Genomic DNA, 26,401 nt, shown 5'->3' with positions numbered 1-26,401 from the left:
TTATGAATAATAAATACAAAATAAACATTGGGATTGAGATCCATTGTACTTTAAATACATTATTAAAATTATTTTCTCCATCTATCAATTTATCGGCAATATTGGTTCACAAAGAATTAAATAAATTTATCCCCAAAAAACCTAATACTACCATTAGCCCCTTAGATTTAGGATATCCAGGGTATATGCCTATTCCTAATGAAGAAGCGGTTAAAAAAGCATTAATGGTTTGCTTAATTTTAAATGCAGAAATAGCAGACGCATTAAGATTTGATCGAAAACATTATTTCTACCCTGATTTGCCAAAAGGTTATCAAATCACGCAATTTTATAATCCCATTGGTGTAAACGGTAATCTTGAAATTACATTAGAAAACGGAATAAAAAAAAGAATTAGTATTTCAAAAATAATTCTTGAAGAGGATACGGCTAGTATGATTCATCATGGTCAAAATACGAAGATAGATTATAATAGAGCCGGTAATCCATTATTAGAAATAGTTTCTTCACCCGATATTAGCAATAGTTATGAAGCTGTTGAGTACATTAAGGAATTGAGAAGAAAACTAATTTTTGCTAACATATCATTTGCTCGTTTTGAGTTAGGGCAGTTTCGTTGCGACCTAAACGTTTCAGTGAGTGAAAAAAATTCCGATAAAATGGGTACTAGAATTGAAATTAAAAATTTAAATTCTTTAGCAAATATTAAAAAAGCAATCGATAATGAAGTGAAAGAATTGACTGATTTATTAGAAAGTAATAAAAAAATTAGACAACAAACTAAGAGATTTGACGAATCTACTCAAAAAAATAAATTTATGAGGTTTAAAGAAACAGAAATAGATTATAAATATTTAAGAGATCCGATGTTTGGCTTGTATAAATTGAATCAAATCGAATTAAGAAAACATTTGGTTTCTTTAACTAATTTAGTTTTTGAATATTTTGATAGAAAAAAGATTGATGAAATGATAGAATTATCTAATTTTCGAATCTTTATTGAAACTCTTGAGTTTCTTTTAAACCACAACAATATAATTTTTTTACCTAAATTAAAAGAAATATCTCAGGAATCTTGTCAAAATAAAATAAGCAATCAAAAAGAAATTGACGATTGTAAAAAAGAAATTGACGATCGTTATTTATTTTTTACAAATTTTATTAATCAAAAATTAAATCAACACCTTGTTAATGGGCTATCAGGTTATCGTTCAAAACTAATAGAAACCAAAGAGTTAGATACAAATAAAATTATTAATCGTTTTGAGGATTACATGAGATATATCATTTGAGATATAGATTATATTGATTATTTGTTTGAGGATAAAAAGAATGGTAAATTTGCTAATATAGATTTGTTAAAAAATGAAATAGACAAACGATTTACACTAATTATAAGTTTGATTAATGAAGATCGATTTGATGAATTAAATAATATGTTAGGTCTTCCTCCTTCTTATCATAAAGAAAATTCTAGTCATCCAGAAATATTAGATGATAAAAATGCTCTTATTAATGAATCATTAAATATTATTAATTTTGAGGAATCAATAATTAATAACTCCATTTCTAGAATGAATTTAAGCGAAGTATTACCTGAATATAAAAATCGCCCAGATAGAGTTATAAATGGGATATTTGGACAAATAATGAAAAATAATAAAGAACACATTGAAAAAATAAATCCCGCATCTTTAAAGCAAAGATTGCAAGATAAATTAAATGAACTTGTTAAAAAAGAAAATAAATAATTATTTTTTAAGAGATTCGATATAGTTTTTTAAGTCTCTTGCGTTTTCATTATTAACTACGCATGTAATTCCATCACCAAGTTCTAAAACTGAATCTGGGTTTGGGAACATTATTTTATTTTTATGTTTGATGTAAACAATATTTGCATTATATTGATCACGAATATTTAGATCTTTAATTTTTTTACCTTCTAAACGAGAGTTTAATAAATTTAATTTAATTAATGTAAATTCCGATTCAAATTCATCTAGTTTATTATCAATTCCATAAACAAAACGTTTAGCTAATTGTCTTGCAATTTCAATTTCTGGTCGAACAACTTGCGTTACACCAACTGATCTTAATATTTTCTCATGATTATCTGAAATCGCTTTAGCAATAATATTTTTAATACCTAATTCTTTTAAATTAACGCATGTTAAAATACTTGATTCGATATCATTAACAGCGACAATCACTGTATGAACAGTATCAACACCTGTTTCATTTAACGCATCATAATTAGTTGCATCTAAAGCAATAGCGAATCTAGTTTTTTTAGCAATTTCGTTTATTTTATTTTTATCTAAATCAATTGCGATTACATTTCTTTTTAAAAGTAGTAATGTTTCTAGAACTCCGCGACCAAATTTTCCTAATCCAATAACACAATAATCATTAGTCATGATTAAACTCCCAATTTTACAAAAATTAATAACAATATTAATTTAACATCTACATAATATTATAAAATTAAATAGATTATAGAGTTGCTTAATGTATGAATAAAAAGATATCCATTCAAAAGATCGATAAAACCAGTTTGCATGGGAGAAACATCTTTGAAAAAATTAAAAATCTACTTGTTTTAAATCCGATCAAACGAATATTTTTGGTTTATATATTTTTAATATTAGTTTCAACTATTTTATTTTCAACACCTATTACTTGAAAATCTGGTTTTTCAGGTCTTACATTTATCAAGGCCATGTTTTTTTCCTGTTCAGCTATTACAGACACAGGGTTGACTTCAACAAGTTCTGTGTTTGTTACTTTCAATGGTTTCGGAGAATTTATATTATGATTTTTAGTCATATTTGGTGGATTAGGATTTATGGCTATAAAAGTTATGATTTTTTTCATTATTCGCAAAAAATTATCAATAGGAGATATTGATTTTATTGCAGAGGAAAAAGGATTAAATAAAAATGGTGGATCAGTTAAACTAATTGCTATTAGTATTTTTATTTTGTTGGGAATTAACTTTTTATTTGGAATAGCGTTAGCACTTCATTTTCATTTTGATTCATATGTAATGGAATATTTAAAGGGACCATCTATGACAAGTGGCCAAGAATTGCATAATAATTTTTGATATGCATTATGAGTTGGTATATTTTCATCAACAAGTGCTATTAATAATGCTGGATTGGATGTTTTTGGTAATTATTCGCTAGAACCCTTTTATAGAGATTATTTTTTAATTATTTGTTTTATTATTTTAATCTTTATTGGTGGAATAGGATTTCCAGTTTATTTGGATTTATATGAAAAATATCATGCTAGAAAAAGAGGAGAAATTCATATCTTTTCTTTATTTACAAAGGTAACTACATCATTTTACTTAGGATTACTAGTTTTTAGTTTAGCTGCTATTTTTATAATAGAAGTGACAGCGCCAAATAATTATACTTTTACAGTTGATAGTGATTGAATGAATAACCCAGCATTTCGTGGAGGAGATATTCCAAATCAAGGAGTTCAAGTTCGAGATATTTTCCACGATCCTAATTTTTCTACAACAGATAAATTTTTCTTTGTATTTTTTTCATTAATTAGTGCAAGAAATGCCGGTTTTCAAAACATTTCCCCTCAACGTTTCATGCCAGGAACAAAAATTATTTTAGCTTTAAATATGTGAATAGGAGCTTCGCCATGTTCAACAGGTGGAGGAATCCGTCTAACAACCTTTGCAATTATGTTATTAACAATTTCTTCATATTGAAGACAATCATCAAAAATTACAATTTATCAGCGAACAATTTCAAATTCCTCAGTAATTAAATCAATTGCCGTGACAAGTTTATCGCTAGTTTTAATTCTTTTTGTTTCGTTATTTTTGACGTCAGATATAACAGCAGTCGAAACACAACGACAGACTACTGTTCCTAATGGATATCATTACACTTTTCTAGATTCGTTTTTTGAAGCATGTAGTGCATTTGGAACGACCGGTTTATCGTCTGGATTGTCATCCGAAGACGGGTTATCGGTATTTTCACGTATAGGATTAATCTTTTTAATGTTTATTGGACAGTTAACAATTTCTGGAACTATTTTAGTTGGTAGAAAATCTTTAAAACCAACTTCACAATATAGTTTCGCAGAAGAACGTTTAATGATAGGATAATGTAGTATATGAAAAAGCAAAATTTATGTGTCGTTGGAATGTTATGAGGAGATGAAGGTAAGGGTAAAATTATCGATTATTTAACTGATAGTTTTGATAATATTGTCCGTTCTCAAGGTGGTGACAATGCTGGTCACACAATTGTTGTAAACAATGTTAAATATAAACTACGTTTATTACCTTCTGGAATTCTACACAGCAATAAAACAGTTATCCTAGGTAATGGTGTTGTTGTTAATTTAGACACTCTAGCCTATGAAATCGAGATTTTAGAAAATTTAAACAATGGAACAAAACTAAAAATATCAGATCGAGCTCATTTAGTAATGCCATATCACATTGCAATGGATGAATTATATGAAGAAATAAAGGGTGCCGAAAAAGTAGGAACGACTAAACGTGGTATTGGACCATGTTATGAAGATAAAATCAGTCGTATTGGAATTCGCGTTCACGATTTATTCGACAAAGTGAAGTTAGAAAAGAAAATAACTTTTGCTTTGAAAATAAAAAACCAAATTTTAAAGGCATTTGGAAAAGAAACCTTCGAAGTTGAACCAATTGTTGATAAATATTTTGAGCAAGGTAAGAAAATACAAAAATATGTTGACAACACTGGAGCATACTTGGAGAAAAATTTTAAGCAAGAAAAAAATGCGTTGTTTGAAGGTGCTCAAGGAGTTATGCTGTGTATTGACCACGGAACATATCCATACGTTACATCATCATCACCAACCGCTGCTTCAATCGCGTTGGGTAACGGAATTGATTATCATAACATCAATAACACTTTAGGTGTTATTAAAGCTTATGCCACAAGAGTGGGTGAAGGTTCATTTTTAACTGAAGAAATTTCAGAAATAGGAGATACTATTCGTGAAAAAGGTCACGAGTATGGAACAGTGACAAAACGACCAAGAAGAATAGGATGACTAGATTTAGTTGTTTTAAGACATTCTCAAAGAGTTAGTGGTGTTAATTTATTATCAGTTGCACTAATAGATGTACTAAGTGGTATTAAAAATATTAAGATTTGTACACACTACACACTTGATGGTGTCGTTATTAACGACTTCCCAGCAGACTTAAAAATTTTAGAAAAATGTCAACCAGTTTATAAGACTTTTGCAGGATGAGATGATGAATTAACAACTGTTCGTAAATATAAAGATTTACCAAAAAATTGTAGAACATATTTAGAATACATTGCAGAACAATTAAATTGTGAATTAGCTTTAGTTTCATGTGGACCAAGTAGGGAACAAACTATTCTTGTAAATAAGGAGTGATAATATATGATTAAGCGCTATTCTACGCCTGAAATGGAACAAGTTTGAAGTGAAGAAAATAAATTTAGTTGATGATTAAAAATTGAAATTTTAGTTGTTAAAGCATTTGTGGAAAAGGGAGAAATTCCACAACACGATTACGACTTAATTTGTAAAAAAGCAAAATTTGATTTAAAACTAATGGCTGAATTAGAAGAGGTTGTAAAGCACGATGTTATTGCCTTCACGCGAAGTGTAAGTGAATCTTTAGGACCGGAAAAAAAGTGAATTCATTATGGAATGACTTCATCTGATCTTGTCGATACAGCTAATTCTTGTCTAATCAAGCAAGCAAATGAATTTATACATAAGGAATTATGAGAATTATTAGAAGTCATCAAAAAAATGGCAATTAAATATCAATTGACACCATGTATAGGTAGAACACATGGAATGCATGCTGAAATAACTAGTTTTGGTTATAAATTTGCAGGTTGATACGATATGTTGATGCGCGCATTTAAATCATTTTTAACTTCTCGCTCAATTATTGAAACAGGAATGGTGTCGGGTGCAGTAGGTAATTACGCTAACATCGATCCAAAAATTCAGGAATTTGTTTGTGAAGAATTACATTTAAGTTCTTCGAAAATTTCATCTCAAGTTTTAGCAAGAGATCGTCATGCACAATATTTAGCTTCATTAGCATTAATAGCATCTACTTTAGAAACTATATGTACTGAAATTCGTCATCTCCAAAGAACAGAAGTTGGGGAATGCGAGGAAGGATTTAGTGAAGGACAAAAGGGTTCATCAGCTATGCCACACAAACGTAATCCAATTGGTTCTGAAAATATTTGTGGAATTGCTCGTTTGATTCGTGGTTACATGGTAACAATATTTGAAAACGTTGCACTATGACACGAGAGAGATATTTCCCATTCATCAAATGAGCGCGTTATCATTCCTGATGCTACAACAGTATTACATTACGCTATTAGAAGAACTAAGAGCATTTTATCTAACTTAGTTGTTAACGAGTCTAGAATGCTTGAAAATATTTTTATGTCAAGTTCAGTGATTTTTTCCCAAAAAATTATGTTAAAACTAATTGACAAGGGTTGATCAAGAGAACAAGCATACGACTTCATCCAACCAATTGCTATGAAAGCTTATAAAAATAAATTAGATTTTAAACAATTATTGCTAGATAATAATATCCCACTATCACAAGCAGAATTATCAACCTGTTTTTCTTTATCCGCATTTTTAGACAACATCCCTGTTGTTTATAAAAGATTAGGAATTGCTTAATATGTTAAAAAATAAAATAGCAATCATTATGGGTTCAAAAAACGATTTTTTCGGAATGGAAGATGCCACAAAAATTTTTGATCAAATGGGTGTTAATTATGATGTAGAAGTTGTGTCGGCTCACCGTACACCAGAATGAATGTATGATTTCGCGAAAAATGCACATAATCACTATGATATTATTATTGCTGGAGCAGGCGGAAGTGCTCATTTGCCAGGAATGGTAGCATCACTAACTATATTACCGGTTATAGGTGTTCCAATATTTAGTGATAAATTTCAAGGCGTTGATGCTGTTATGTCAATAGTTCAAATGCCAAAAGGAACTCCGGTTGCAACAATGGGTGTGAATAATTCCGCCAATGCCGCTTTATTTGCATGCAAAATTTTAAGTTTATTTGATAATACTCTTTTAAATAAACTTAAAAGTTATAAAGAGAACATGAAAGAAAATGTTTTTAATAGCAATAAAGAATTAAAAAATAAGAGGTAATTTAGTGAAGAGAGTTGGAATTATTGGTGGCGGGCAATTAGCAATGCTAATGACATTATCGTTAAAATATTTAGATAATAAGACGCACGTTATAATTTTAGACCCTAATAAAAAATGTAGTGCTTCTTTTTATGCTGATGAAATAATTGTTGGACAATACGGTGATGAAAAAAAACTATCTGAACTTTTTTCTAAATCAGATATAGTAAGTTATGAATTCGAAAATATTCCAATTAATTCGTTAGAGATAATTAATCAGAAAAACCCAAAGTGTCTTCAAACAACAACACCACTTATGATTTCGCAAAACCGTATTCTTGAAAAAAATTTATTCCGCAATTTGAACATTAAAACAGCCGGATTTCACATTATAAACAATTCAACTAATTTGAAAATTTATTTAAATATGACATCTTATCCGTGTATTTTGAAAACAACGCAACTTGGCTACGACGGAAAAGGGCAAGTTGTAATAAAAAATAAAGATGACATTAATGCTATTGAAAAAGCTATTAAATTAGTTGAAACATCAGAATGTATTTTAGAAGAATTTGTTGATTATGTTAAGGAAATATCGGTAATAGGTGTTTATTACAACCAAAAGATACAAATTTGTGCTATAAATGAAAATACTCATAAAAATGGAATTCTATATTCCTCAAAACCATTTTTAGATGAAGTAGTTAATAATAAATTGAAAAATTATTTTAAGAAAATTACCAACAAATTACCTAATTCTGGCATACTATCGATTGAATTTTTCTTGGATAAAAAAGGAAATTTAATCGCAAATGAATTGGCTCCAAGAGTGCATAACTCTGGTCATCACACAATGCTATCAATGCGATATTCTCAATTCGATTTTATTTCATACATCTTATTAAATAAATCTCTACCTAAACAGGTCTTTGAACACAAGGCTGTTATGTTCAATGTGCTTGGTCAACATTATGTAAAAATTAAGCAACTAATGGAAAATTATCCACTAAATAGAAATTTAGATTTTGTTGATTATTTCAAAGAAGAAACGAAATATAATCGCAAAATGGCACACATTAATATTCTTGAAAGCGAAGTTGAAATAATTGATAAAATTAAATCAATTTTAGATAAAGAGGGGTAATATGAGATATTTTGTAAAACGAAAAAATGGTTTTAATATGGAAGAAAAGTCGCTTTTCTCTGAATTCCAAAATGACTTAAATATTGAAACTCTCGAATCAATCGAATATTATAATGTATACGATATTTTTAACGCTACTAAAGATGAAGAAAATTTTATTATGGAAAATATACTTGCAAAGGTAAACACAGATTCCTTCATTACAGATATTGATTTAAAAGATCAAAAATTTCTATCTTATGAGCCACTTCCTTTACAATTTGATATCCGAAAAGATAACGCTGAAAAAATTTGTAAATTAAATTTTCCAAACAAGGATATTGAAATTTTCACAGGAACTTTATTGGTTTTTAACGAGAAATTGAGTGACAATGAATTTAATAAGATTTCCAATTATATTATTAACCCTATTGAATCTAGATTAAAAGAATTATTTATATTTGAAAAACCAGAATTTACAATTACACCTTTTGAAAACAAAGAAGTTAGCAATTTTAACTTGCTATCAATTAATGAACTTAATGAACTTGTTATAGAGTTGGGATTATCGCTTGATAAAGATGATTTAGTAGAGATTCAAAAATATTTTAAATCAATTGATCGAAATCCTAATTTTAGTGAATTAACTTTATTTGATATATATTGAAGTGATCATTGCCGTCATACTACCTTTTCAACTGAGATTACGGATGTTGAATTAATTTGTTATGACGTTATCGATGAAGAAATAAAAAATACAATTACTGACTATAATGCTACAAGAAAAATGCTAAAATTGGACAAAAAACCATTAACTTTAATGGAAATGGCTACTATTAATGCTCGCTTAGAGAAATATCGTGGAAATTTAAATGATTTAGAAGAATCAGATGAAATTAATGCGTGTTCGATAAAATTCGAGGCAAACAAAAAAAATTACTATTTTAATTTTAAAAACGAAACTCATAATCATCCAACTGAAATTGAACCATTCGGTGGAGCGTCAACTTGTTTAGGAGGAGCAATTCGTGATATTTTGGCAAATCGTGCATATGCATTTGCCGGCATAAGAATTTCTGGTTGCGGGAATATTTTAGAAAAAGTGGAAAATACTTTAGAAGGAAAATTACCACAACGAAAAATTTCAAAACAAGCAACACGCGGTTTTAGTTCATATGGAAATCAAATCGGAATGCCGTGTTTACTTGTTGAAGAATTTTATGATCCAAGTTATGTCGCTAAACATCTAGAGTGTGGAGCAGTTTTAGGGGTAGCACCAGAAAATAATTTAAATAAAAAAGAACCACAACCTGGCGATGTAATTATATTATTTGGAGGAAGAACTGGTATAGATGGCATTGGTGGAGCTAGTGGAAGTAGTAAGAGTCATAAAAAAGATTTATCAAAAAACATTGCAAGTGAAGTCCAAAAAGGTAATGCAATTATTCAACGAAATATGCAAAGATTATTTCGTAAAAATTATAAATTTTCGCAATTAATCAAAAAATGTAATGATTTTGGCGCTGGTGGGGCTAGTGTTGCCATTGGCGAAATTAGCGATGGTGTTGAAATTTACCTAGATAAATTTTTAATCAAATATAAAGGAATTAATCCTTATCAAATACTTTTTAGCGAGTCGCAAGAGAGAATGGCTGTTGTAGTTGATCCAGAAAATGTTAAGAAATTTATTAATATTTGTAACAAAGAAAATTTGGAAGCATATGTTGTTGGTAAAGTTACCGCTGATGAAAAACTAGTAGCAAAATATAAAAATGACATCATTGTGAATATTGATCGTAGTTTTTTAAAAACTAACGGAGCAAAAAAAACAACACAAGTTAAAATTTGTGGTTTGGGCGTGCCAAATATAGTCGACTGCGCAGATGTTTGAGATGGTAGTGAGATGAATAAAGATTTAAATCTTTGTGTTCAAAAAGGAATGATTGAATATTTCGATAGTTCAATTGGGCGAACAACAGTTATGAGTCCATATGCTGGGAAACATTTACTGTCAAAAACAAATACATTAGTTGCCAAAATTCCTTTGGATAATGAAGAGCATAATTTTAAAGCAATTGTTGGGGTAGGTTTTTCCCCAGCAATTGCTAATCACTCATCATATCACGCAGGAATTTTTTCAGTTATTGAATCAGTTTCCAAAATCGTTGCAAGAGGTGGTAAATATCAAAAAATTAGATTCAGTTTTCAGGAATATTTTTGCCGATTAACATCACCAGAAAAATGAGCTCAGCCATTTTTAGCACTACTTGGAGCATATAAATCAATGAAAGCTCTGAATTTGGCATCAATTGGTGGGAAAGATTCGATGTCAGGTTCTTTTGAGAAAATTGACGTAGTACCAACGATTATTAGTTTTGGTTTCACTGTCGAAGAATTAGTGAAAGTGAAACCATCGCATTTTGTACAAAGCGATAGTTTTATTTATTTTATTAAATTACCATTAGATAATTTAAAAATTCCAGACTATGACAAATTAAAGGAAATTTATGAATTAATCGGAGTTCTTTTAAAAGATGAAAATGTTAACTCAATTATAGTTAATTCAAATCGTAGAATTTACGAAACATTAATGAGTGCAGCAATCGGGAATATGCTGGGTCTAAATTTATTTTCAGAAGATTTAAATCAAGTTCAACCAGGTTCATTTATTATTGAAAGTTCAGTAGAGGTTGACCACCCGCTTTTAAGACATATCGGAAATACAATTCACTCGTCAATTGTGATAATTGATAACAAACTTGTTTTAGATATGAAAAATGCTCCAGAACTTCCACAAATAAAAGAATATTTAAAAATTTATTCAGCATGACCAAATCAAATTGAACAAGTTAAAAAACCAATGTACTATAATATCAAAGATGTTGACCCTCTTAATAAAAAGAAATGTCATGTTCTTATTCCAATTTTTCCGGGAACAAATTGCGAATATGATTTACAAAAAGCCTTTGAAAATGAAGGAGCTAAAACTGAATTATTTATTTTTACCAATCTTAATCGAAAAAGCATTGAAAAATCAATTGATGAGTTAGCAAAAAAAATTGCAAAATGCGACATTTTTGCTATTCCAGGTGGATTTAGTGCAGCAGATGAACCAGATGGTAGTGGAAAATTTATTGCTAATATTTTACGTCTTCCAAAAATTGCAAAAGTTATTCATGAGCATTTAAAAGCTAAAAAACTAATTATAGGTATTTGTAATGGTTTTCAAGCCTTAGTCGAAGCGGGGTTATTACCTCAAGGAAATTTTATGAAAAAAAGTGATAGTCCAACATTAACTTACAATACTATAGGCCGCCACGCCTCATCGATTGTTACAACGAGAGTCATTTCCAACGCTTCTCCCTGATTACGTTATGAAAATCTTCATACTATTAACGACGTTCCCATTTCTAATGGAGAAGGAAGATTTGTGTTAAGTAAAGAACAATTAACAAAGTACCTACATTCAGGGCAAATTTTTTCAATTTACTGAGACGAAGGAGAGAAATTTCCTGGAGAAACTTATAATTATTCTGGTTCAATTGGGGCAATCGAAGGAATTGTTTCCTCTGATGGATTAATTTTAGGCAGAATGGGCCATCCAGAAAGAATTGCTTCCGATTTATTTCAAAATCTATCTATTAACACACCTACTAATGTATTTAAAAATGGTGTTAAATATATAGTAGGTTACAAAAAATCTACAAAAAGAGGTAAACACTAATGGAGCTAATTTACACAGGAAAAGCTAAAAAAGTTTACAAATACGACGAAAATAATGTTGTTATTGAGCACACTAATAACGTTACGGCATTTAATTCCCTGAAAAAAAATCAATTTAATTTAAAAGGTATTTTGAATTGCGAAATAACAACAATTTTGTTTCAGTATTTGGCAAACAAAGGAATAAGAACGCACTTTATCAAGAATTTAAGTGAAATTGAACAACTTTGTAAAAAAGTTGATATTATTCCTCTTGAAATTATTGTTCGTAATCAAGCTCGCGGAAGTATAGTAAAAAGATTAGGTGTAAAAAAAGATTTTCTTTTTAAGAAACCAATTGTAGAGTTTAGTTTAAAGAATGATGAATTGGGTGATCCATTGATTTCTGAATCACAAATAATTGGTTTAGGTATTGTTACTGAAAAAAATTTAAAACAAATTCAAAAGATAGCGCTGAGTGTTAATATTGCTTTGAAAAATCTATTTAGCAAAATGGATATTATGTTAGTAGATTTTAAAATAGAGTTAGGATGATATAAAAATCAAATTATTTTGGCTGACGAAATTACACCCGATTGTATGAGACTTGTGGATAAGAAAAGTTTAGAATCTTTAGATAAAGATTTATATCGCGAAGAAAAAGGTGACTTGGTAAAAGGTTACCAAGAATTTTTGGAAAGGTTAAAAAATGTCATTTAAAGATTCTAGTTTTCATGGACTAAATGAAGAATGTGGTGTTATTGGTGTTATTAATGTACCCAATGCTAATTATTATTTATATTTAGGTTTACATGCTTTACAACATCGTGGGCAAGAGGCATCAGGAATGGTAACTATCGATAATAATATGGTAAACATCGTTAAGAGAAAAGGTTCAATCGTTAATTCTTTTTCAAAAGAAGATATGGAATCGCTAAAAGGTAATATCGGGCTTGGACATGTTAGATATTCGACTTTTGGTGGGAAAAGTACAATTAACATTCAACCATTTGTTTTCACTTTACACCATACACAATATGTTACGTGCCACAATGGTAATATCGTTAATGCATCAACTTTGAAAAAAAAATTAGAAAAACGCGGAAGTATTTTCTTTTCTTTTTCTGATTCAGAATTATTAGGACACTTAATAAATACATCAAAAAAATTAACAACAATTGACAAAATTGACGAATCCTTAAAAGAACTAGTCGGAGCATTTAGTTTTATTGTTATTGAAAATAATAAAATTTATGGTTGTCGAGACAAATGAGGATTAAGACCTTTAGTTTTAGGAAAATTAAAAGACGGTTATATTTTAGCCTCAGAAACTGTTGCATTGGATGCAGTTGGCGCTAATTTCATTAGAGATGTTGAACCAGGTGAAATTATAGAAATATCAAATGACGGCAATATTAGTAGCAAATATTATACTCCACCTAAGCAATGCAAAAATAATATGTGTGCAATGGAATATATATACTTTGCCCGACCAGATACAATTTTAGAAGGAAAGAATGTTCATGAAAAAAGAGTGCAAACAGGACGAGAATTAGCTAAAGAACACCCCCTTAATGCTGACATTGTAATTGGAGTACCAGATTCCTCTCTATCTGCTGCTTTAGGGTATAGTCAATATTCTAAAATACCTTATGACATTGGTTTGGTTAAAAATAAATATATCGGAAGAAGTTTTATCGCTCCTTCTCAAGAGGAACGTGAACGCATCGTAATGATGAAACTAAATCCTAATAAACATGTTTTGGAAAATAAACGTGTAATTTTAGTAGATGATTCAATTGTCCGCGGAACAACAATGAAATCAATTGTTAAATTAATACATGATGCGGGTGCTAAGGAAATCCATATACGGATTGCAAGTCCAGAAATAAAATGACCATGTTTTTATGGTGTTGATACTTCAAGACGAGCAGAATTGGCATTATACGCTCAATCTAAAGATGAATATTTAAGAAATTTAAAATATGCAACATCATTAGAATTTATTTCACTAAATGGCTTGCAAAAAAGCTTAGACCGTTGAACTAAAAATGGTAATTTATGTACTGCTTGTTTTTCAGGAAAATATCCAAGTAAATTGCATGATTGTGAAAACGAGGTAAATAATGAAAACAAATAGTTATAAAAAATCAGGTGTTGATATCGAAGCTGGTTATGAAGTTGTTAACCGAATTAAAAAGATAGCAAAAAAACAAGTTCGCGGGGTTTTTAAAAATAATATTGGAATGTTTGCTGGGGCATTTGATTTTAGTCATTTAAAAATTAAAAATCCTATTTTGTTATCTTCAACTGATGGTGTTGGTACTAAATTGATGATTGCTTTAAATCATAATCGTTTAGAAAATATAGGACAAGATTTGGTTGCTATGTGTGTTAATGATTTAATATGCCACGGTGCTAAACCGTTATTTTTTTTAGATTATATTGGCACACACAAAGTTAATCCCGATCAAATAGAAATTATTATAAAAAGCATTGTTGAGTCTTTAGATCCTATTGATTGTGCACTTTTAGGCGGGGAAACAGCAGAAATGTCAGATATGTATAAACCGGGTGACCTAGATTTGGCTGGAATGGCTACAGGGATATGTAACAAGAAAAAATTAATTTTAGGAAGTAAAATCAAACCAGGGAATATAATTATTGCACTTGAATCGTCTGGTATTCACTCAAATGGTTATTCTTTAGTTCGCAAGGTTTTAAAACCTGAACATTATCATGAACAACTAAATGGAAGAAGCATTTTGGATATTGTAATGGAACCAACTAAAATTTATGTAAATCCAATTTTGGATTTGATTGAGAAGGTTGATGTTTTAGGTTTAGCAAACAACACGGGAGGCGGTATAATTGAAAATTTACCTAGATGTTTTCCAGATAACATATCAGCAAATATTAAAGAAGAATTAATTAATGTTCCTAGTATTTTTCAATTTATCGAAAAAGAAGGAAATGTTGATCATAAAGAAATGTTTAATATTTTCAACATGGGGATGGGTTTTTTTGTTGTAGTAAATAAAAAAGATGTAGAAAAAACGCTAAAAATTTTGAGTTTTCATAACGTTAAGGCATGTCAAATCGGAGAAACAATAACAGGGAACAAAACTATTAATATTTTATGAAAATAGCAATTTTTGGTTCAGGTAATGGTTCAAACTTTCAAGCACTAGCAGAGTATATTATTAAAAATAAAAATCAATATAAATTAGTGATGGTTATTTGCGATAAACCGAATGCCTATATCTTGGAACGGGCAAAAAAATTAAATATTCAATCATATTTGGTCGATTATAACCAACACAAATCAAAAACTGATGCTGAAAAAAGTATTATAGATTTATTAGTAAATGATGAAGTGGATTATATTTTATTGGCAGGCTTTATGAAAATATTGTCTACATCTTTTATTGATAAGTTTCAAAATCGAATTATAAATATTCATCCATCACTATTACCAAGTTATCCAGGAATTGGTGCGATTAAAAAAGCTTATGATAATCATGACGAATATATTGGTGTAACAACTCATTATGTTGATGGTGGAGTTGATACTGGAAAAATTATTCTTCAAGATAAAATTAAAGTAAATTACGAAAAGTCTTTAGAAGAAATTACTCATGAAATTCATAAAATCGAACATGTTTTATATATAAAAACCCTCCAGAAGTTATTACAAAATTACGAGCAAAGGGATTAAAATAGTAAATGTTAGGGGTGATGATGAAACAAACAAGATATGCATTAATTTCTGTTAGCAAAAAAGATGGAGTCGTTGAATTCGCAAAATTTTTGAATGCATATGGAATAAAAATTATTTCTACGGGAGGAACTTTTAATCTTCTTAAAAAAGAAGGATTAGATGTTATTCAAGTTAAGGATTTAACACATTCAGAAGAAATTTTGGATGGAAGAGTTAAAACATTGCATCCGATAATTCATGGCGGCTTATTGGCAGATCTTGATGTTGAAGAACATGTTAAAACAATTGTTAAAAATAATATTTCGCCGATTGAATTTGTTGTCATTAACCTATACCCATTTGAAGATGTAATAACTAATCAAAATTGTAAATACGAGGATGCTGTTGAAAATATTGATATAGGTGGACCATCTATGTTACGTAGTGGAGCAAAAAATCATAAGCACGTCACAGTTATTTTTGATCCAAATGATTACGAAATCGTAAAAAAGGAAATAATTGAATATGGTAAAACGACCATATCTACTAGAAAATATTTAGCAAATAAAGTATTTGCGTATACAAGTTACTATGATGCTAAAATTGCACAATATTTTTCGAGAATTAATAATATTAGTTATTTAGATAACTTCGCTATTCCGATGAGAAAAGTTCAATCCCTCCGTTATGGGGAAAATCCGCATCAAGATGCAGCAGTTTATGAAGACAATGCGTTTAATTTATTTACCATTTTGAAGGCAAAGCAAATTCACGGAAAAGAATTATCTTATAACAATATCAATGATGCTAATGCAGCTATAAATATTGTGAGAGATTTTAGTAGCAAAAAATGCTATACAGCGTTAAAACACACAAATCCTTGTGGCGTTGGAATAGATGATGACGAATATAAAGCTTGAAGAAAATGTTATGAAGGGGATAAAATTTCAATATTTGGCGGAATTATTGCAACTAACACAATTATAACTCCTAAGATAGCAAATGAATTAAATACAATATTTTTGGAAATAATCATTGCGCAAGGTTTTACAAAAGAAGCTGAAGAAATCTTAAAAACTAAAAAAAATTTAAGATTATTAATTCTTGATTTTGAAATCAAATGCGACCAACCTTTCACTTTTAAATCAATTAATGGTGGCGTTCTTTATCAAGATTCAGATTTTCCAGATTGAAAAGATGATTTCAAAAATTGGCATTGCGTAACAAAAAGAGAGAATGCAAGCGCATTAAATGATTTACATTTTGCCTGAAAAATTTGTAAGCATCTAAAATCTAATGCAATATGTGTTGCACAAAATGGACAATTATTAGGTATCGGTGTTGGTCAAACTAATCGTGTTCAAGCAGTAAAATTAGCTCTTGAAAGTAATAAAGAAATATTAAAAAATGCCGTTTTAGCTTCAGACGCTTTTTTTCCGATGCCAGATTCAATAGAATTAATTTCACAATATCCTATTGTAGCAATTGCGCAAACTGGTGGTAGCATTAAAGATAAGGATGTTATTGAAAAATGTAATCAACTAGATTTAGTTATGTATTTAACAGGAAAGCGACATTTTTTACACTAATATGAAAAAAAAGCAAAATATTTTAATAATAGGTTCTGGCGGAAGAGAACATGCAATTGCAAAAAAATTTTTGAAATCTAAACACAAACCAATCATTCATACGTTACCAGGTTCTAGTTTATGAAGACATGTTTATAAAAAAACCTGAATGAACGCAAATGATTTAAACAGTATTTTGGATTACTGTAATTCTATCGATGTAGATTTTGTGGTTGTGGGGCCAGAAGAACAATTAGCAAACGGCATTGTTGATTTTTTGAATAAAAACGGAATTAAATGCTTTGGTCCAAATAAATATTGCGCTCAGTTAGAAGGTTCTAAATCATTTTCAAAAATTTTGATGAATAAATGCAATATCCCGACTGCAAAATATTTAGAAGCATATTCTCTTAAAGAATTAGAACATATTTTAAAAACTTGAAAAAAATTTCCTCTAGTTATTAAATCTTCTAATTTAGCCGGTGGCAAAGGTGTTTTGATTACTAACTCAATTGATGAAGCTTTAAAATACGGAAAACAAATTTTTGAAAAACATTTATATGGTGAAGATAATATTTTGGTAATTGAAGAATTTCTAGAAGGGTTTGAATATTCACTTCTTACAATTGTTCGTGACAAAGAAATTTATCCATTGCCAGTGATTTGTGATCATAAGCGTGTTTTTAATTATGATAAAGGATCTAATACGGGAGGAATGGGTATTTATAATAACCCAAAGAACTTAACAAAAAAAGATATTGAAAAAGCTATTAATACATGCGTTAAACCTCTTGTAGATCATTTATCAAATACCGGAAACCCATACTATGGAGTGTTATTTACAGGAATTATGAAAGATAGTCATGGTGAACAAAAAGTAATTGAATACAATGTTCGTTTTGGTGATCCAGAAACTGAAGGAATAATGGAACTTCTTAAAAATGATTTAGTAGAAGTATTTGACAATTATTTTAGCAATAAACCTTTGAAATTAAAATTTAGTAAGGATAACGTTTTAGGTGTTGTTTTGGCAGCTCCTGGATATCCAGAACAATATAAAAAAGATTTTGATGTTAGTTCATTGAGAAAATTTGATGAAAAAGAATTAATTATTATGGGTGCTAAACGGGTTAATGACGAATGATTAGCTAATGGTGGAAGAATAGCAATGATTATTCATAAATCAAAAAAACCATTTCGAGTTATTTACAAAAATATTTATGACAAAATTGAAAACTCTGTTGGGAATGAATTTCATTATCGTACAGACATTGGTAGGAAAAATTTTTAAAAATAATTTCTTTCAACTTGTATAATAAAAATAGTTTGTTTTAAAGGATGACTTATGGCAGCAAAAATACTAGATGGTTCATCTTTAGCTAAGAAAATAAAAGACCAAATCAAACAAGAAATCATCACTTTAATAGAAAAAGGATTTAGTAAACCTAAATTAGTTGTTCTTATGGTTGGTAATAATTATTCAAGCCAAAAATATGTTACACACAAAATTAAGGCATGCGAATATTGTGGAATTGATTCAGAAATTATCAGATTAGATGAAAACATTACAGAAGAAGAATTAGACATTAAAATAGACGAATTAAATAATAATCCAAGTATTCACGGAATTCTAGTTCAATTTCCTCTACCTAAACCAATTCGCAAACGTGATATTATGTTAAAAATTTCTTATCAAAAAGATGTCGACGGTTTTAATCCTTTGAACATGGGAAGATTAGCACAAGATAATGCTGATGTTCAAGCATGTACACCATTTGGAATTATGAAATTACTAGATGAATATAATATTTCATGCGAAGGAAAACACGCTGTTATTATTGGTAGAAGTCAAATAGTGGGAAGACCGATGGCGCTAATGTTGTTAAACGAAAAAGCAGTCATTACGATAACGCATCGATACATAAGTGATTTAAAGTATTTTACAAAACTAGGTGATATAGTTATTTCTGCAACAGGAAGACCTAAATCTATAACTGCCGATATGATTAAAGATGGGGCAATTTGCATAGATGTAGGAATTTCTCAAAACGAAAAAGGAAAACTGTCGGGCGATTTTGATTTTGATGAAGTGTCAAAAAAGGCCTCATGGATCACTCCAGTGCCTGGGGGAGTCGGACCTATGACTGTAGCAATGCTGATGTATAATCAACTGCAAGTCTATAAGAAATATGCCATTAAAATTATTGATTAAGGAAAATTATGAAAAAAATAAGTGATTCACTTGAATTATTAAGTAACGTAATTGCAAGAAACAGAATTATTTTACCACCTATGGACACAGCCATGTCTATTGATGGTTATGCTAATGATTATCACATTATGCATTATGGAGCAAGGTCTTATGGCGGGTATGGAACCATCATAGTTGAAGCTACAGCTGTTAGTCCAAATGCTAAAATTACTGAAAAAGATCTGGGTTTATGAGATGATCGCCACATAGATGGTCTTAAAAAAATCGTAGAAATTGTTAAAAAAGGGGGTTCTAAAATTGGTATTCAATTAGCGCATGCTGGTTCTAAAGCAGAAGTACCAAATGCTTTTGGTGTAACCAAAAAAGCGAACGAATGATTTGGAACTAATGCTAGATTTTGTAATGACAATGATTTAATAGAAGTAGTTCAAAATTTTATTAGTGCAGCTAAACGAGCTAAAAAGGCTGGATTCGATTTTATTGAAATTCATGGAGCGCACGGTTATTTAATTTGTTCAATGTTAAATCCTTATACAAATGACTTAATTAAGACAAAAGATATATGTGAACGCGGTAAATATTTAATTGAAATTGTTAAAGGTATATCAAAAATTCTACCAACCGGGATTAGATTATCTCCATCTGATAACGATAATGCCACTTTTAAAACGTTAGACTTTGCACCAATCGTTAAAGAATTAGATAAGTATTTGGATTATTATCATATTTCTGGCGGGGATATAATTGATTTAAAAAGCAACAAAATTATTAAAGAAGAAATGACTTACGACCAACAGTTACCGTTTTTTAGTCAAATGAAAACGTTTAGAACTCTTACGAAAAAAAACGTTATTGCGGTTAATCGTTATAAAACTAGAGAAGACGTTTTAAAGGCATTAGATAACGGTGCCGATGCTGTTGCAATCGGGCGTTGTGCATTATTTAATCCAGCCATCATTATGACAGATATATTAACTAAGGAAGAATTTACAAATGATTACCATTGAAACAATAATCCTTGATGAAATCCAGTTAGCCATGCTAAGCGAAATAAATAATTAAACTCATAAATATTGTTATTTTTTGATAAAAATTATATAATTTAATATGTCCTAAGAGATAAAGATTATGCACGTGTGGCGGAATTGGCAGACGCACTAGACTTAGGATCTAGCGCCTTACGGCGTGGGGGTTCGACTCCCTTCACGTGCACCATTTTTTATTTTTATAAGAAATTATTTTAATAAAAAATCGCATCACCATAAAAAAATAGAGCAATGCTCTATTTTTTTCTTTTTTAGCTGCTGCTTTAGTTTTTTTAGTAGGTTTTTCTTTTTTCTGATTAGCTATACAATTTTTACATAAAGGACGATAGTTAGAGGGATTACCATCATCTTTTTTAAACATTTTAACCCCGACATCTCATCCACCATCTTCATTTAATTTTCCTAACTTATTTTTATGCATTGGACAAAAACAACGACATTTAGCAACTTCTTTGTCTCCGTAACGTTCATTTCACATATCTAATTTTTTTTCTCTTGAGAAAGCCATATATTCCTTTTTTTAATTATTTATCTATTTCTAGTATATAAAACTTAGTAATGTGAAAATGCTAATAAATATTTGTTTTTTTAAATAATATAAAAATACTATTGTATTAATATTTTGTTGAACTAAAAATCCTAATGTTGTTCTTAATGATTGTTCTTTTTTTTAATTTAAAATTAAAAATGAGGGGCAAAAACATGGATACAAAAACATTAAAAAAATCACCCGCTTTAAATAATATTAAATCAAATAAATATACTGACTTTAAAGATCGTATGATGGCAAAACTACAGCGTTTAGGGAAAGCGTTGATGTATCCAATAGCAATTTTGCCTTTTGCAGCATTATTGAATCGTATCGGTCAACTATTCATAGATCTTTCCACTCAAAAGGGAACATCGAATGTTTTAAATGGAATCGGATATCATATTCTTTATTGAATAGGGCAAGTAATTCACATTCCCGGAGCAACTGTATTCACATACATTGCATTAGTTTTTGCAATCGGACTTGGATTTGGTTTAGCTAGAGATAATCGTGGAGAAGCTGCACTTGTTGGAGGAATTTCGTATTTAATTCTTCAGTCATTAACAGCAAAAGGAATGTTTCCAGAATTGTTTTATGGGCACGTTTTGAATGTTACTATGAGCAATGGTCAATCATTATCTGAATTAATGTATTTAGATATGGGAAAGGGAAATGCACCACAGTACATTTTGGACACAGGAGTGTTAGGCGGAATTGTTTGTGGATGTATAGTTGCATGACTATATAATCGTTATCAAGAAATTCAATTACCTGCTGCTTTAAGTTTTTTTGGTGGACGTCGTTTTGTTCCGATGGTTGGAATAGCTGCATCTATTCCGCTAGCATTATTATTTTCGTTAACATGACCGTGATTTCAATTCGCTTTAGTTAAATTAGGAACTTGATTAGGTTCAGGTAGTGGGGTAAAAATAATCGGTGCATTTATTTACGGAGTTATTAATCGTTTAATGCAACCATTTGGTTTACATCATATTTTAAATACATTTTTATGATTTGCTTTGCCAGTTAGTGGAACTAATGTTTACACTGGTCAAACTGAAACAATTTTTGGAGACATAAATGCTTTCCAAAATTCATTAAATACAGCAGGGGAATTTACAACTGGTTATTTCCCAATGTTCTTGGGAGGTCTACCCGGAGCAGCAATTGCAATGGTTTATGCAGCTTCTAAAAATAAACGTAAACAGGTTTGAGTTTTTTTAGGTGGAGTAGCATTTGTTTCATTTTTAACAGGAATTGATGAACCACTTGCTTTTGCTTTTATTTTTGTCTCACCTTTGCTATGAGGAATACATGCTATTTTTACAGGAATTTTGTGTGCTATAACTATTGCTTGTGGGATCCATGTTGGTTTTGGTTTTTCAGCTGGGTTAATTGATTATTTAATTTCTTTTAAAACAAGTTGAGATATTTCAATTTTTAATCAAGATCATAATATTAGTGCTCAAGGGAATACCGTTTTTAGTAATCCATTATGAGTTTGACCAATTGCCGCTATCGGATTTGTCATGTATTTCTTTACATTCTCTTATTTGATTAAAAAAATGAATATTCCAACTCCAGGAAGAAAAGATGAAGAAGAAATGACACACATGTGGGAAAAAACATCAACTTCATCAATTAGCGCCACAACAAAAAGTAGTACAAATAAAAGTGATCGCTATCGTCGTATGGCTGAAATTTTCTTAAAAGAAGTTGGAAAAGACAATATAATTACTCTAGAAAATTGTGCTACAAGAATTAGACTACAAGTTAAGGATAACTCAAAAATTAATGATGCAGCCATTAAGGCGGCTGGAGCATATGCAACTCGTAGGCTAGGTGCAAATTCATATCAAATAATTGTAGGAACAGATGTTGAGCACGTTGTTATCTTTATGAACAAAATGTGTAAGATTGAAGGATAATTTATGGTTACTAAAAATGTAAAAACGAAAAAGATCAAATATTCTAAAAAACAGCATACTTCTAAGGTAACAAATTTTAAAATTTCTAGTTTAATCGAAAGAATGAAAATTAGTATCTACAAAAACCGTTGAACTTGATTTGTGGTTTCAGGTTTATTTATTCTTGTAATAGTTGTTGTGATAATTGGAACAATTTTAAATAATAATTTTCCTAATTAATTAAAACCCCTAATTTTAGGGGTTTTAATTAATATTACATTCTTTTAACATCGTGTTTTGTTAAATCTAATAACTTCGCTGAATCTTCATCCATAACAAATAAGCATTTTTTGTGTTTCTGTAGTTGTGAAGCCGGGATTTCTGCTGTTGGTGTCTCTTCCAATGCTTTTTTAGCCATAGTTGCCTTATTATCACCAACAATTACCATTAATACTTTTTTGCAATTCATAATAGTTTTGACACCCATAGTTATAGCTGCTGTTGGTGTCTCTTCCAATGTTCTAAATTTTCCTTGTCGTACAATTTCTTCGCGTGTAGCTGGTGTCAATCCTGTAACATGAGTTTTAGTTTTCAAACTAGTACCTGGTTCATTGTATGCCATGTGACCATTTACCCCTAATGTAATAAATTGGAGATCAATACCACCTTTAGATTTAATTAATTTTTCATAATTATTTGCTTCTTGACTTAAATCAATGCACATTCCGTCTGGTAAGTGTGTATTTTTAATATTAATATTCAATCCGTTGTATAAATTATTTTCCATTTGGGTTCTAAAAGACTCTTTGTGACCAATTGGTATACCAACAAACTCATCCAAATTGAACGCAACAATTTTACTTCAATCTGTGCCATTTTTTTGATGATCTTCTTGAAGCATTTTGTAAAAATTAATTGGAGTTGTGCCGGTTGCAAAACCTAAAACACTATGCGGTTTAGTTTTAATTTGTTCTTTATAAATTTGTACCAATCATGCATCAACGCTACTGCGATTTTTAAATAGTAAAATTTTATTTTTCATTATATTCCTTTAAATATTAATTAATTTGCTTTTATTATAAATTGCTTTTACTCAAAATATGCAAATCTTTATTAAACGATAATTTTTAACTAAATTAATGCAAATATTATAGATATTGCACCAAATAAAAAAATAAATGCAAGTATTCCAAAAATGTTACGCCATGTAAAATCTAAAATTCTTGTCATTTTATTGTCAGATCACGGAGTTCATTTTTTTTCGGTTCTTCAAATATTTTGGCGTCGTTTGTTTAGAAATAAAAATAATATTCCCAAACCCGCAGAAATAATTAATGGGATTATAATATCGATTAAATGCATTTTATCCTTACTTATATTAGATCTTTTATTAAATAAGGATTATTAATTTTTTCTTCTCCTATAGTGGAAAAATTATTATGACCTGGGAAAATTAGGTAACTATCCCTTAATTCCTTAATTTTTTTAAGCGTTAATCGCATTTGCTCTTTATTATTGGTAGCAAAACGCAAAGCCCCAATATCGTGATAAAACAAGGTATCACCAGTAAAAATACAATTTAGGTCTTCAAAAATTATAAAACATGAATCCATAGTATGACCTGGTGTTGCCATAAATTTAATACGGTAATTAATTAACTTAATTTCTGTATTATCATCTTGTTCATGAATTGTTTTGTTAATAGAAATTATAGGTGAACCATAATGATATTGAGGATTGCTGCAAAAAGCATTGCTATTTTTACCTCCATAAATAGTAAGATCTCATTTTTCTAAAATCTCATTAACGCCTCCAATGTGATCGAAATGTCCATGTGTTAATAAAATAGCAACTGGTGTTAAATTATTTTTTAATATTTGATCGATAATTTTTTTTGCATCATTTCCTGGATCGATTAAAATACATTCATTTTTGTTAGAAACTATGTAAGTATTTTCTTTAAAACGTCCGATTACTAGTGACATAATATTTTTCGGAACATTAACTATCGGCGATTTTTCTTTTCTGAATATATTCATTTTCTTTCCTTTTTATATCTAATTATAAAAAAATAGTCTCACGACTATTTTTATTTTTTAGATTGTAGAATGCATCTCTTCCGGCATACTTAGCAGTTGAACCTAGGATTTCTTCAATTCTTAGTAACTGATTATATTTTGCTATTCTATCAGTTCTTGACATTGATCCTGTTTTAATTTGACCTGTATTTAAAGCAACTGCAATGTCAGCAATCGTTGTATCTTCTGATTCACCTGAACGGTGTGAAACAACATTTGTTCATCCAGCTGTTTTAGCCATTTCAATAGCATCAAATGTTTCTGTTAATGAACCAATTTGGTTAATTTTAATCAAAATTGCATTGGCAGCATCTTTTTCAATACCTTTTTTCAGAATACTTGGGTTTGTAACAAATAAGTCATCTCCTACAATTTGGATTTTATGACCTAACTGTTTTTTCATTTCAACAAATCCGTCTCAGTCATGTTCACTTAATCCATCTTCAATTGAAATAATTGGGTATTTATCAATTAAGTTACTAAATAAACTAATCATTTCGCTTGTTGATTTAATCACTTCTTTACCTGTTTCTTTTGATAACTTTTTAAAATTGTATTTACCATTTTTGTAAAGTTCTGAACTAGCACAATCAAGGGCAATTGATATTGCATTACTACCGGATGTTGCTGGTTTGTAACCTGCCAATTTAATAGCTTCAACGATATAATCTAAGGCTTCTTCGTAACCACAATTTGGAGCAAATCCACCTTCATCTCCAACCGATGTCGCTAACCCTGCTTTGTGTAAAATACTTTTTAAAGCGTGATATGTTTCAGCTGACATTCTTACAGCTTCTTTAAATGAACTAGCACCAACTGGTACAATCATAAATTCTTGGAAGTCGATTGAGTTATCAGCATGAGCACCACCATTGATAATGTTTAGCATAGGCACTGGCAAAGTATAAGCATTAGTTCCACCTAAATATCTAAATAGCGGAATTCCTAACTCATCCGCACTAGCTCTTGCACAAGCCATTGAAACACCAAGGATTGCGTTAGCTCCCAATTTCTTTTTATTATCTGTTCCATCTAATTCGATCATTAATTCGTCGATGTGTCTTTGTGATAAAGAATCTAACTCAGCATCAATAATTTTCGGAGCGATAATTTTGTTTACGTTATTAATAGCGGTTAAAACACCTTTACCTCCATAACGACTTTTGTCGCCATCTCTTAATTCTAGAGCTTCTAATTCACCAGTTGAAGCACCAGAAGGAACGATAGCTCTTCCAAATCCACCTAATTCAGTTTCAACATCAACTTCAATAGTTGGATTACCACGTGAATCTAATACTTCACGAGCATGTATGTAAATAATTTTTGACATTAATTTCT

At 29.8% G+C, this 26,401-nt stretch carries 21 protein-coding genes and 1 tRNA gene; 17 read left to right on the top strand and 5 right to left on the bottom strand.

What is annotated here, in order from left to right:
* Window positions 1-2: 2 nt before the first annotated feature.
* Window positions 3-1,751: an Asp-tRNA(Asn)/Glu-tRNA(Gln) amidotransferase subunit GatB gene (gene gatB, locus ASO20_RS01160; protein WP_085056109.1), complete on the top strand. Its 1,749-nt coding sequence runs from the start codon at window positions 3-5 to the stop codon at window positions 1,749-1,751.
* On the opposite strand, the gene ASO20_RS01155 is transcribed toward gatB, so the two are convergent.
* Window positions 1,752-2,417 (bottom strand): potassium channel family protein, encoded by a 666-nt coding sequence (locus ASO20_RS01155; protein WP_085056108.1) that lies wholly within the window; start codon window positions 2,415-2,417, stop codon window positions 1,752-1,754.
* 211 nt (window positions 2,418-2,628) lie between these two features.
* Window positions 2,629-2,874 (bottom strand): hypothetical protein, encoded by a 246-nt coding sequence (locus tag ASO20_RS03080; protein ID WP_232297058.1) that lies wholly within the window; start codon window positions 2,872-2,874, stop codon window positions 2,629-2,631.
* Here ASO20_RS03080 and ASO20_RS01150 point away from each other — a divergent pair.
* The 16 genes from ASO20_RS01150 to ASO20_RS01080 all read left to right on the top strand — a co-directional run bounded on the left by ASO20_RS01150 (window position 2,756) and on the right by ASO20_RS01080 (window position 23,006).
* A complete protein-coding gene (locus ASO20_RS01150; protein ID WP_232297044.1) occupies window positions 2,756-4,141 on the top strand; it encodes a potassium transporter TrkG in 1,386 nt (461 codons plus the stop codon). The two genes, ASO20_RS03080 and ASO20_RS01150, sit on opposite strands and share 119 nt — an antisense overlap.
* An 8-nt stretch (window positions 4,142-4,149) precedes the next feature.
* Window positions 4,150-5,433: an adenylosuccinate synthase gene (locus ASO20_RS03030; protein ID WP_157061697.1), complete on the top strand. Its 1,284-nt coding sequence runs from the start codon at window positions 4,150-4,152 to the stop codon at window positions 5,431-5,433.
* A 3-nt stretch (window positions 5,434-5,436) separates the two neighbouring features.
* Window positions 5,437-6,723 carry an adenylosuccinate lyase gene (purB, locus tag ASO20_RS03025; RefSeq protein ID WP_157061696.1) on the top strand — a complete coding sequence of 429 codons (1,287 nt, stop codon included), beginning with the start codon at window positions 5,437-5,439 and terminating at the stop codon, window positions 6,721-6,723.
* A gap of 1 nt (window position 6,724) precedes the next feature.
* Window positions 6,725-7,216: a 5-(carboxyamino)imidazole ribonucleotide mutase gene (gene purE / locus ASO20_RS01140; protein WP_085056104.1), complete on the top strand. Its 492-nt coding sequence runs from the start codon at window positions 6,725-6,727 to the stop codon at window positions 7,214-7,216.
* Between the two features lie 4 nt (window positions 7,217-7,220).
* Complete coding sequence (locus ASO20_RS01135; RefSeq protein WP_085056103.1) at window positions 7,221-8,339, top strand: ATP-grasp domain-containing protein; 1,119 nt, start codon at window positions 7,221-7,223, stop codon at window positions 8,337-8,339.
* A 1-nt stretch (window position 8,340) separates the two neighbouring features.
* Window positions 8,341-12,042 carry a phosphoribosylformylglycinamidine synthase gene (locus tag ASO20_RS01130; protein ID WP_085056102.1) on the top strand — a complete coding sequence of 1,234 codons (3,702 nt, stop codon included), beginning with the start codon at window positions 8,341-8,343 and terminating at the stop codon, window positions 12,040-12,042.
* Window positions 12,042-12,740: a phosphoribosylaminoimidazolesuccinocarboxamide synthase gene (purC, locus tag ASO20_RS01125; protein ID WP_085056100.1), complete on the top strand. Its 699-nt coding sequence runs from the start codon at window positions 12,042-12,044 to the stop codon at window positions 12,738-12,740. Before ASO20_RS01130 ends, purC begins: the two co-directional genes overlap by 1 nt.
* Window positions 12,730-14,160 carry an amidophosphoribosyltransferase gene (gene purF / locus ASO20_RS01120; protein ID WP_085056098.1) on the top strand — a complete coding sequence of 477 codons (1,431 nt, stop codon included), beginning with the start codon at window positions 12,730-12,732 and terminating at the stop codon, window positions 14,158-14,160. The genes purC and purF overlap by 11 nt, the downstream gene beginning before the upstream one ends.
* On the top strand, window positions 14,147-15,169 hold the full coding sequence (purM, locus tag ASO20_RS01115; RefSeq protein WP_085056097.1) for a phosphoribosylformylglycinamidine cyclo-ligase: 1,023 nt from the start codon (window positions 14,147-14,149) through the stop codon (window positions 15,167-15,169). The genes purF and purM overlap by 14 nt, the downstream gene beginning before the upstream one ends.
* Window positions 15,160-15,738, top strand: coding sequence for a phosphoribosylglycinamide formyltransferase (gene purN, locus ASO20_RS01110; protein WP_085056095.1), 579 nt, complete (start codon window positions 15,160-15,162; stop codon window positions 15,736-15,738). The genes purM and purN overlap by 10 nt, the downstream gene beginning before the upstream one ends.
* Before the next feature lie 23 nt (window positions 15,739-15,761).
* On the top strand, window positions 15,762-17,309 hold the full coding sequence (purH, locus tag ASO20_RS01105; protein WP_085056094.1) for a bifunctional phosphoribosylaminoimidazolecarboxamide formyltransferase/IMP cyclohydrolase: 1,548 nt from the start codon (window positions 15,762-15,764) through the stop codon (window positions 17,307-17,309).
* 1 nt (window position 17,310) lies between these two features.
* Window positions 17,311-18,579, top strand: a complete 1,269-nt coding sequence (purD, locus tag ASO20_RS01100) for a phosphoribosylamine--glycine ligase (protein ID WP_085056092.1) — start codon at window positions 17,311-17,313, stop codon at window positions 18,577-18,579.
* Window positions 18,580-18,633: 54 nt separating this feature from the next.
* Window positions 18,634-19,500, top strand: coding sequence for a bifunctional 5,10-methylenetetrahydrofolate dehydrogenase/5,10-methenyltetrahydrofolate cyclohydrolase (locus ASO20_RS01095; protein WP_085056090.1), 867 nt, complete (start codon window positions 18,634-18,636; stop codon window positions 19,498-19,500).
* 8 nt (window positions 19,501-19,508) lie between these two features.
* Window positions 19,509-20,558 (top strand): oxidoreductase, encoded by a 1,050-nt coding sequence (locus tag ASO20_RS01090; protein ID WP_085056089.1) that lies wholly within the window; start codon window positions 19,509-19,511, stop codon window positions 20,556-20,558.
* A gap of 72 nt (window positions 20,559-20,630) precedes the next feature.
* Window positions 20,631-20,715: transfer RNA gene (locus tag ASO20_RS01085), tRNA-Leu, on the top strand.
* Window positions 20,716-21,248: 533 nt separating this feature from the next.
* Complete coding sequence (locus ASO20_RS01080; RefSeq protein WP_085056087.1) at window positions 21,249-23,006, top strand: PTS transporter subunit EIIC; 1,758 nt, start codon at window positions 21,249-21,251, stop codon at window positions 23,004-23,006.
* Window positions 23,007-23,259: 253 nt separating this feature from the next.
* On the opposite strand, the gene ASO20_RS01070 is transcribed toward ASO20_RS01080, so the two are convergent.
* The 3 genes from ASO20_RS01070 to eno all read right to left on the bottom strand — a co-directional run bounded on the left by ASO20_RS01070 (window position 23,260) and on the right by eno (window position 26,393).
* Complete coding sequence (locus ASO20_RS01070; RefSeq protein ID WP_085056085.1) at window positions 23,260-24,027, bottom strand: glucosamine-6-phosphate deaminase; 768 nt, start codon at window positions 24,025-24,027, stop codon at window positions 23,260-23,262.
* Between the two features lie 331 nt (window positions 24,028-24,358).
* A complete protein-coding gene (locus ASO20_RS01060) occupies window positions 24,359-25,024 on the bottom strand; it encodes an MBL fold metallo-hydrolase (protein ID WP_085056082.1) in 666 nt (221 codons plus the stop codon).
* Between the two features lie 22 nt (window positions 25,025-25,046).
* Window positions 25,047-26,393, bottom strand: coding sequence for a phosphopyruvate hydratase (eno, locus tag ASO20_RS01055; RefSeq protein ID WP_085056080.1), 1,347 nt, complete (start codon window positions 26,391-26,393; stop codon window positions 25,047-25,049).
* Window positions 26,394-26,401: the final 8 nt, after the last annotated feature.

Origin of the sequence: Mycoplasma sp. (ex Biomphalaria glabrata), assembly GCF_001484045.1 — a bacterium.
GTDB lineage: Bacteria > Bacillota_I > Bacilli_A > Mycoplasmatales.
The sequence above is the reverse complement of the archived record's forward strand: the minus strand, read 5'-3'. Positions and strand labels throughout refer to the sequence as shown.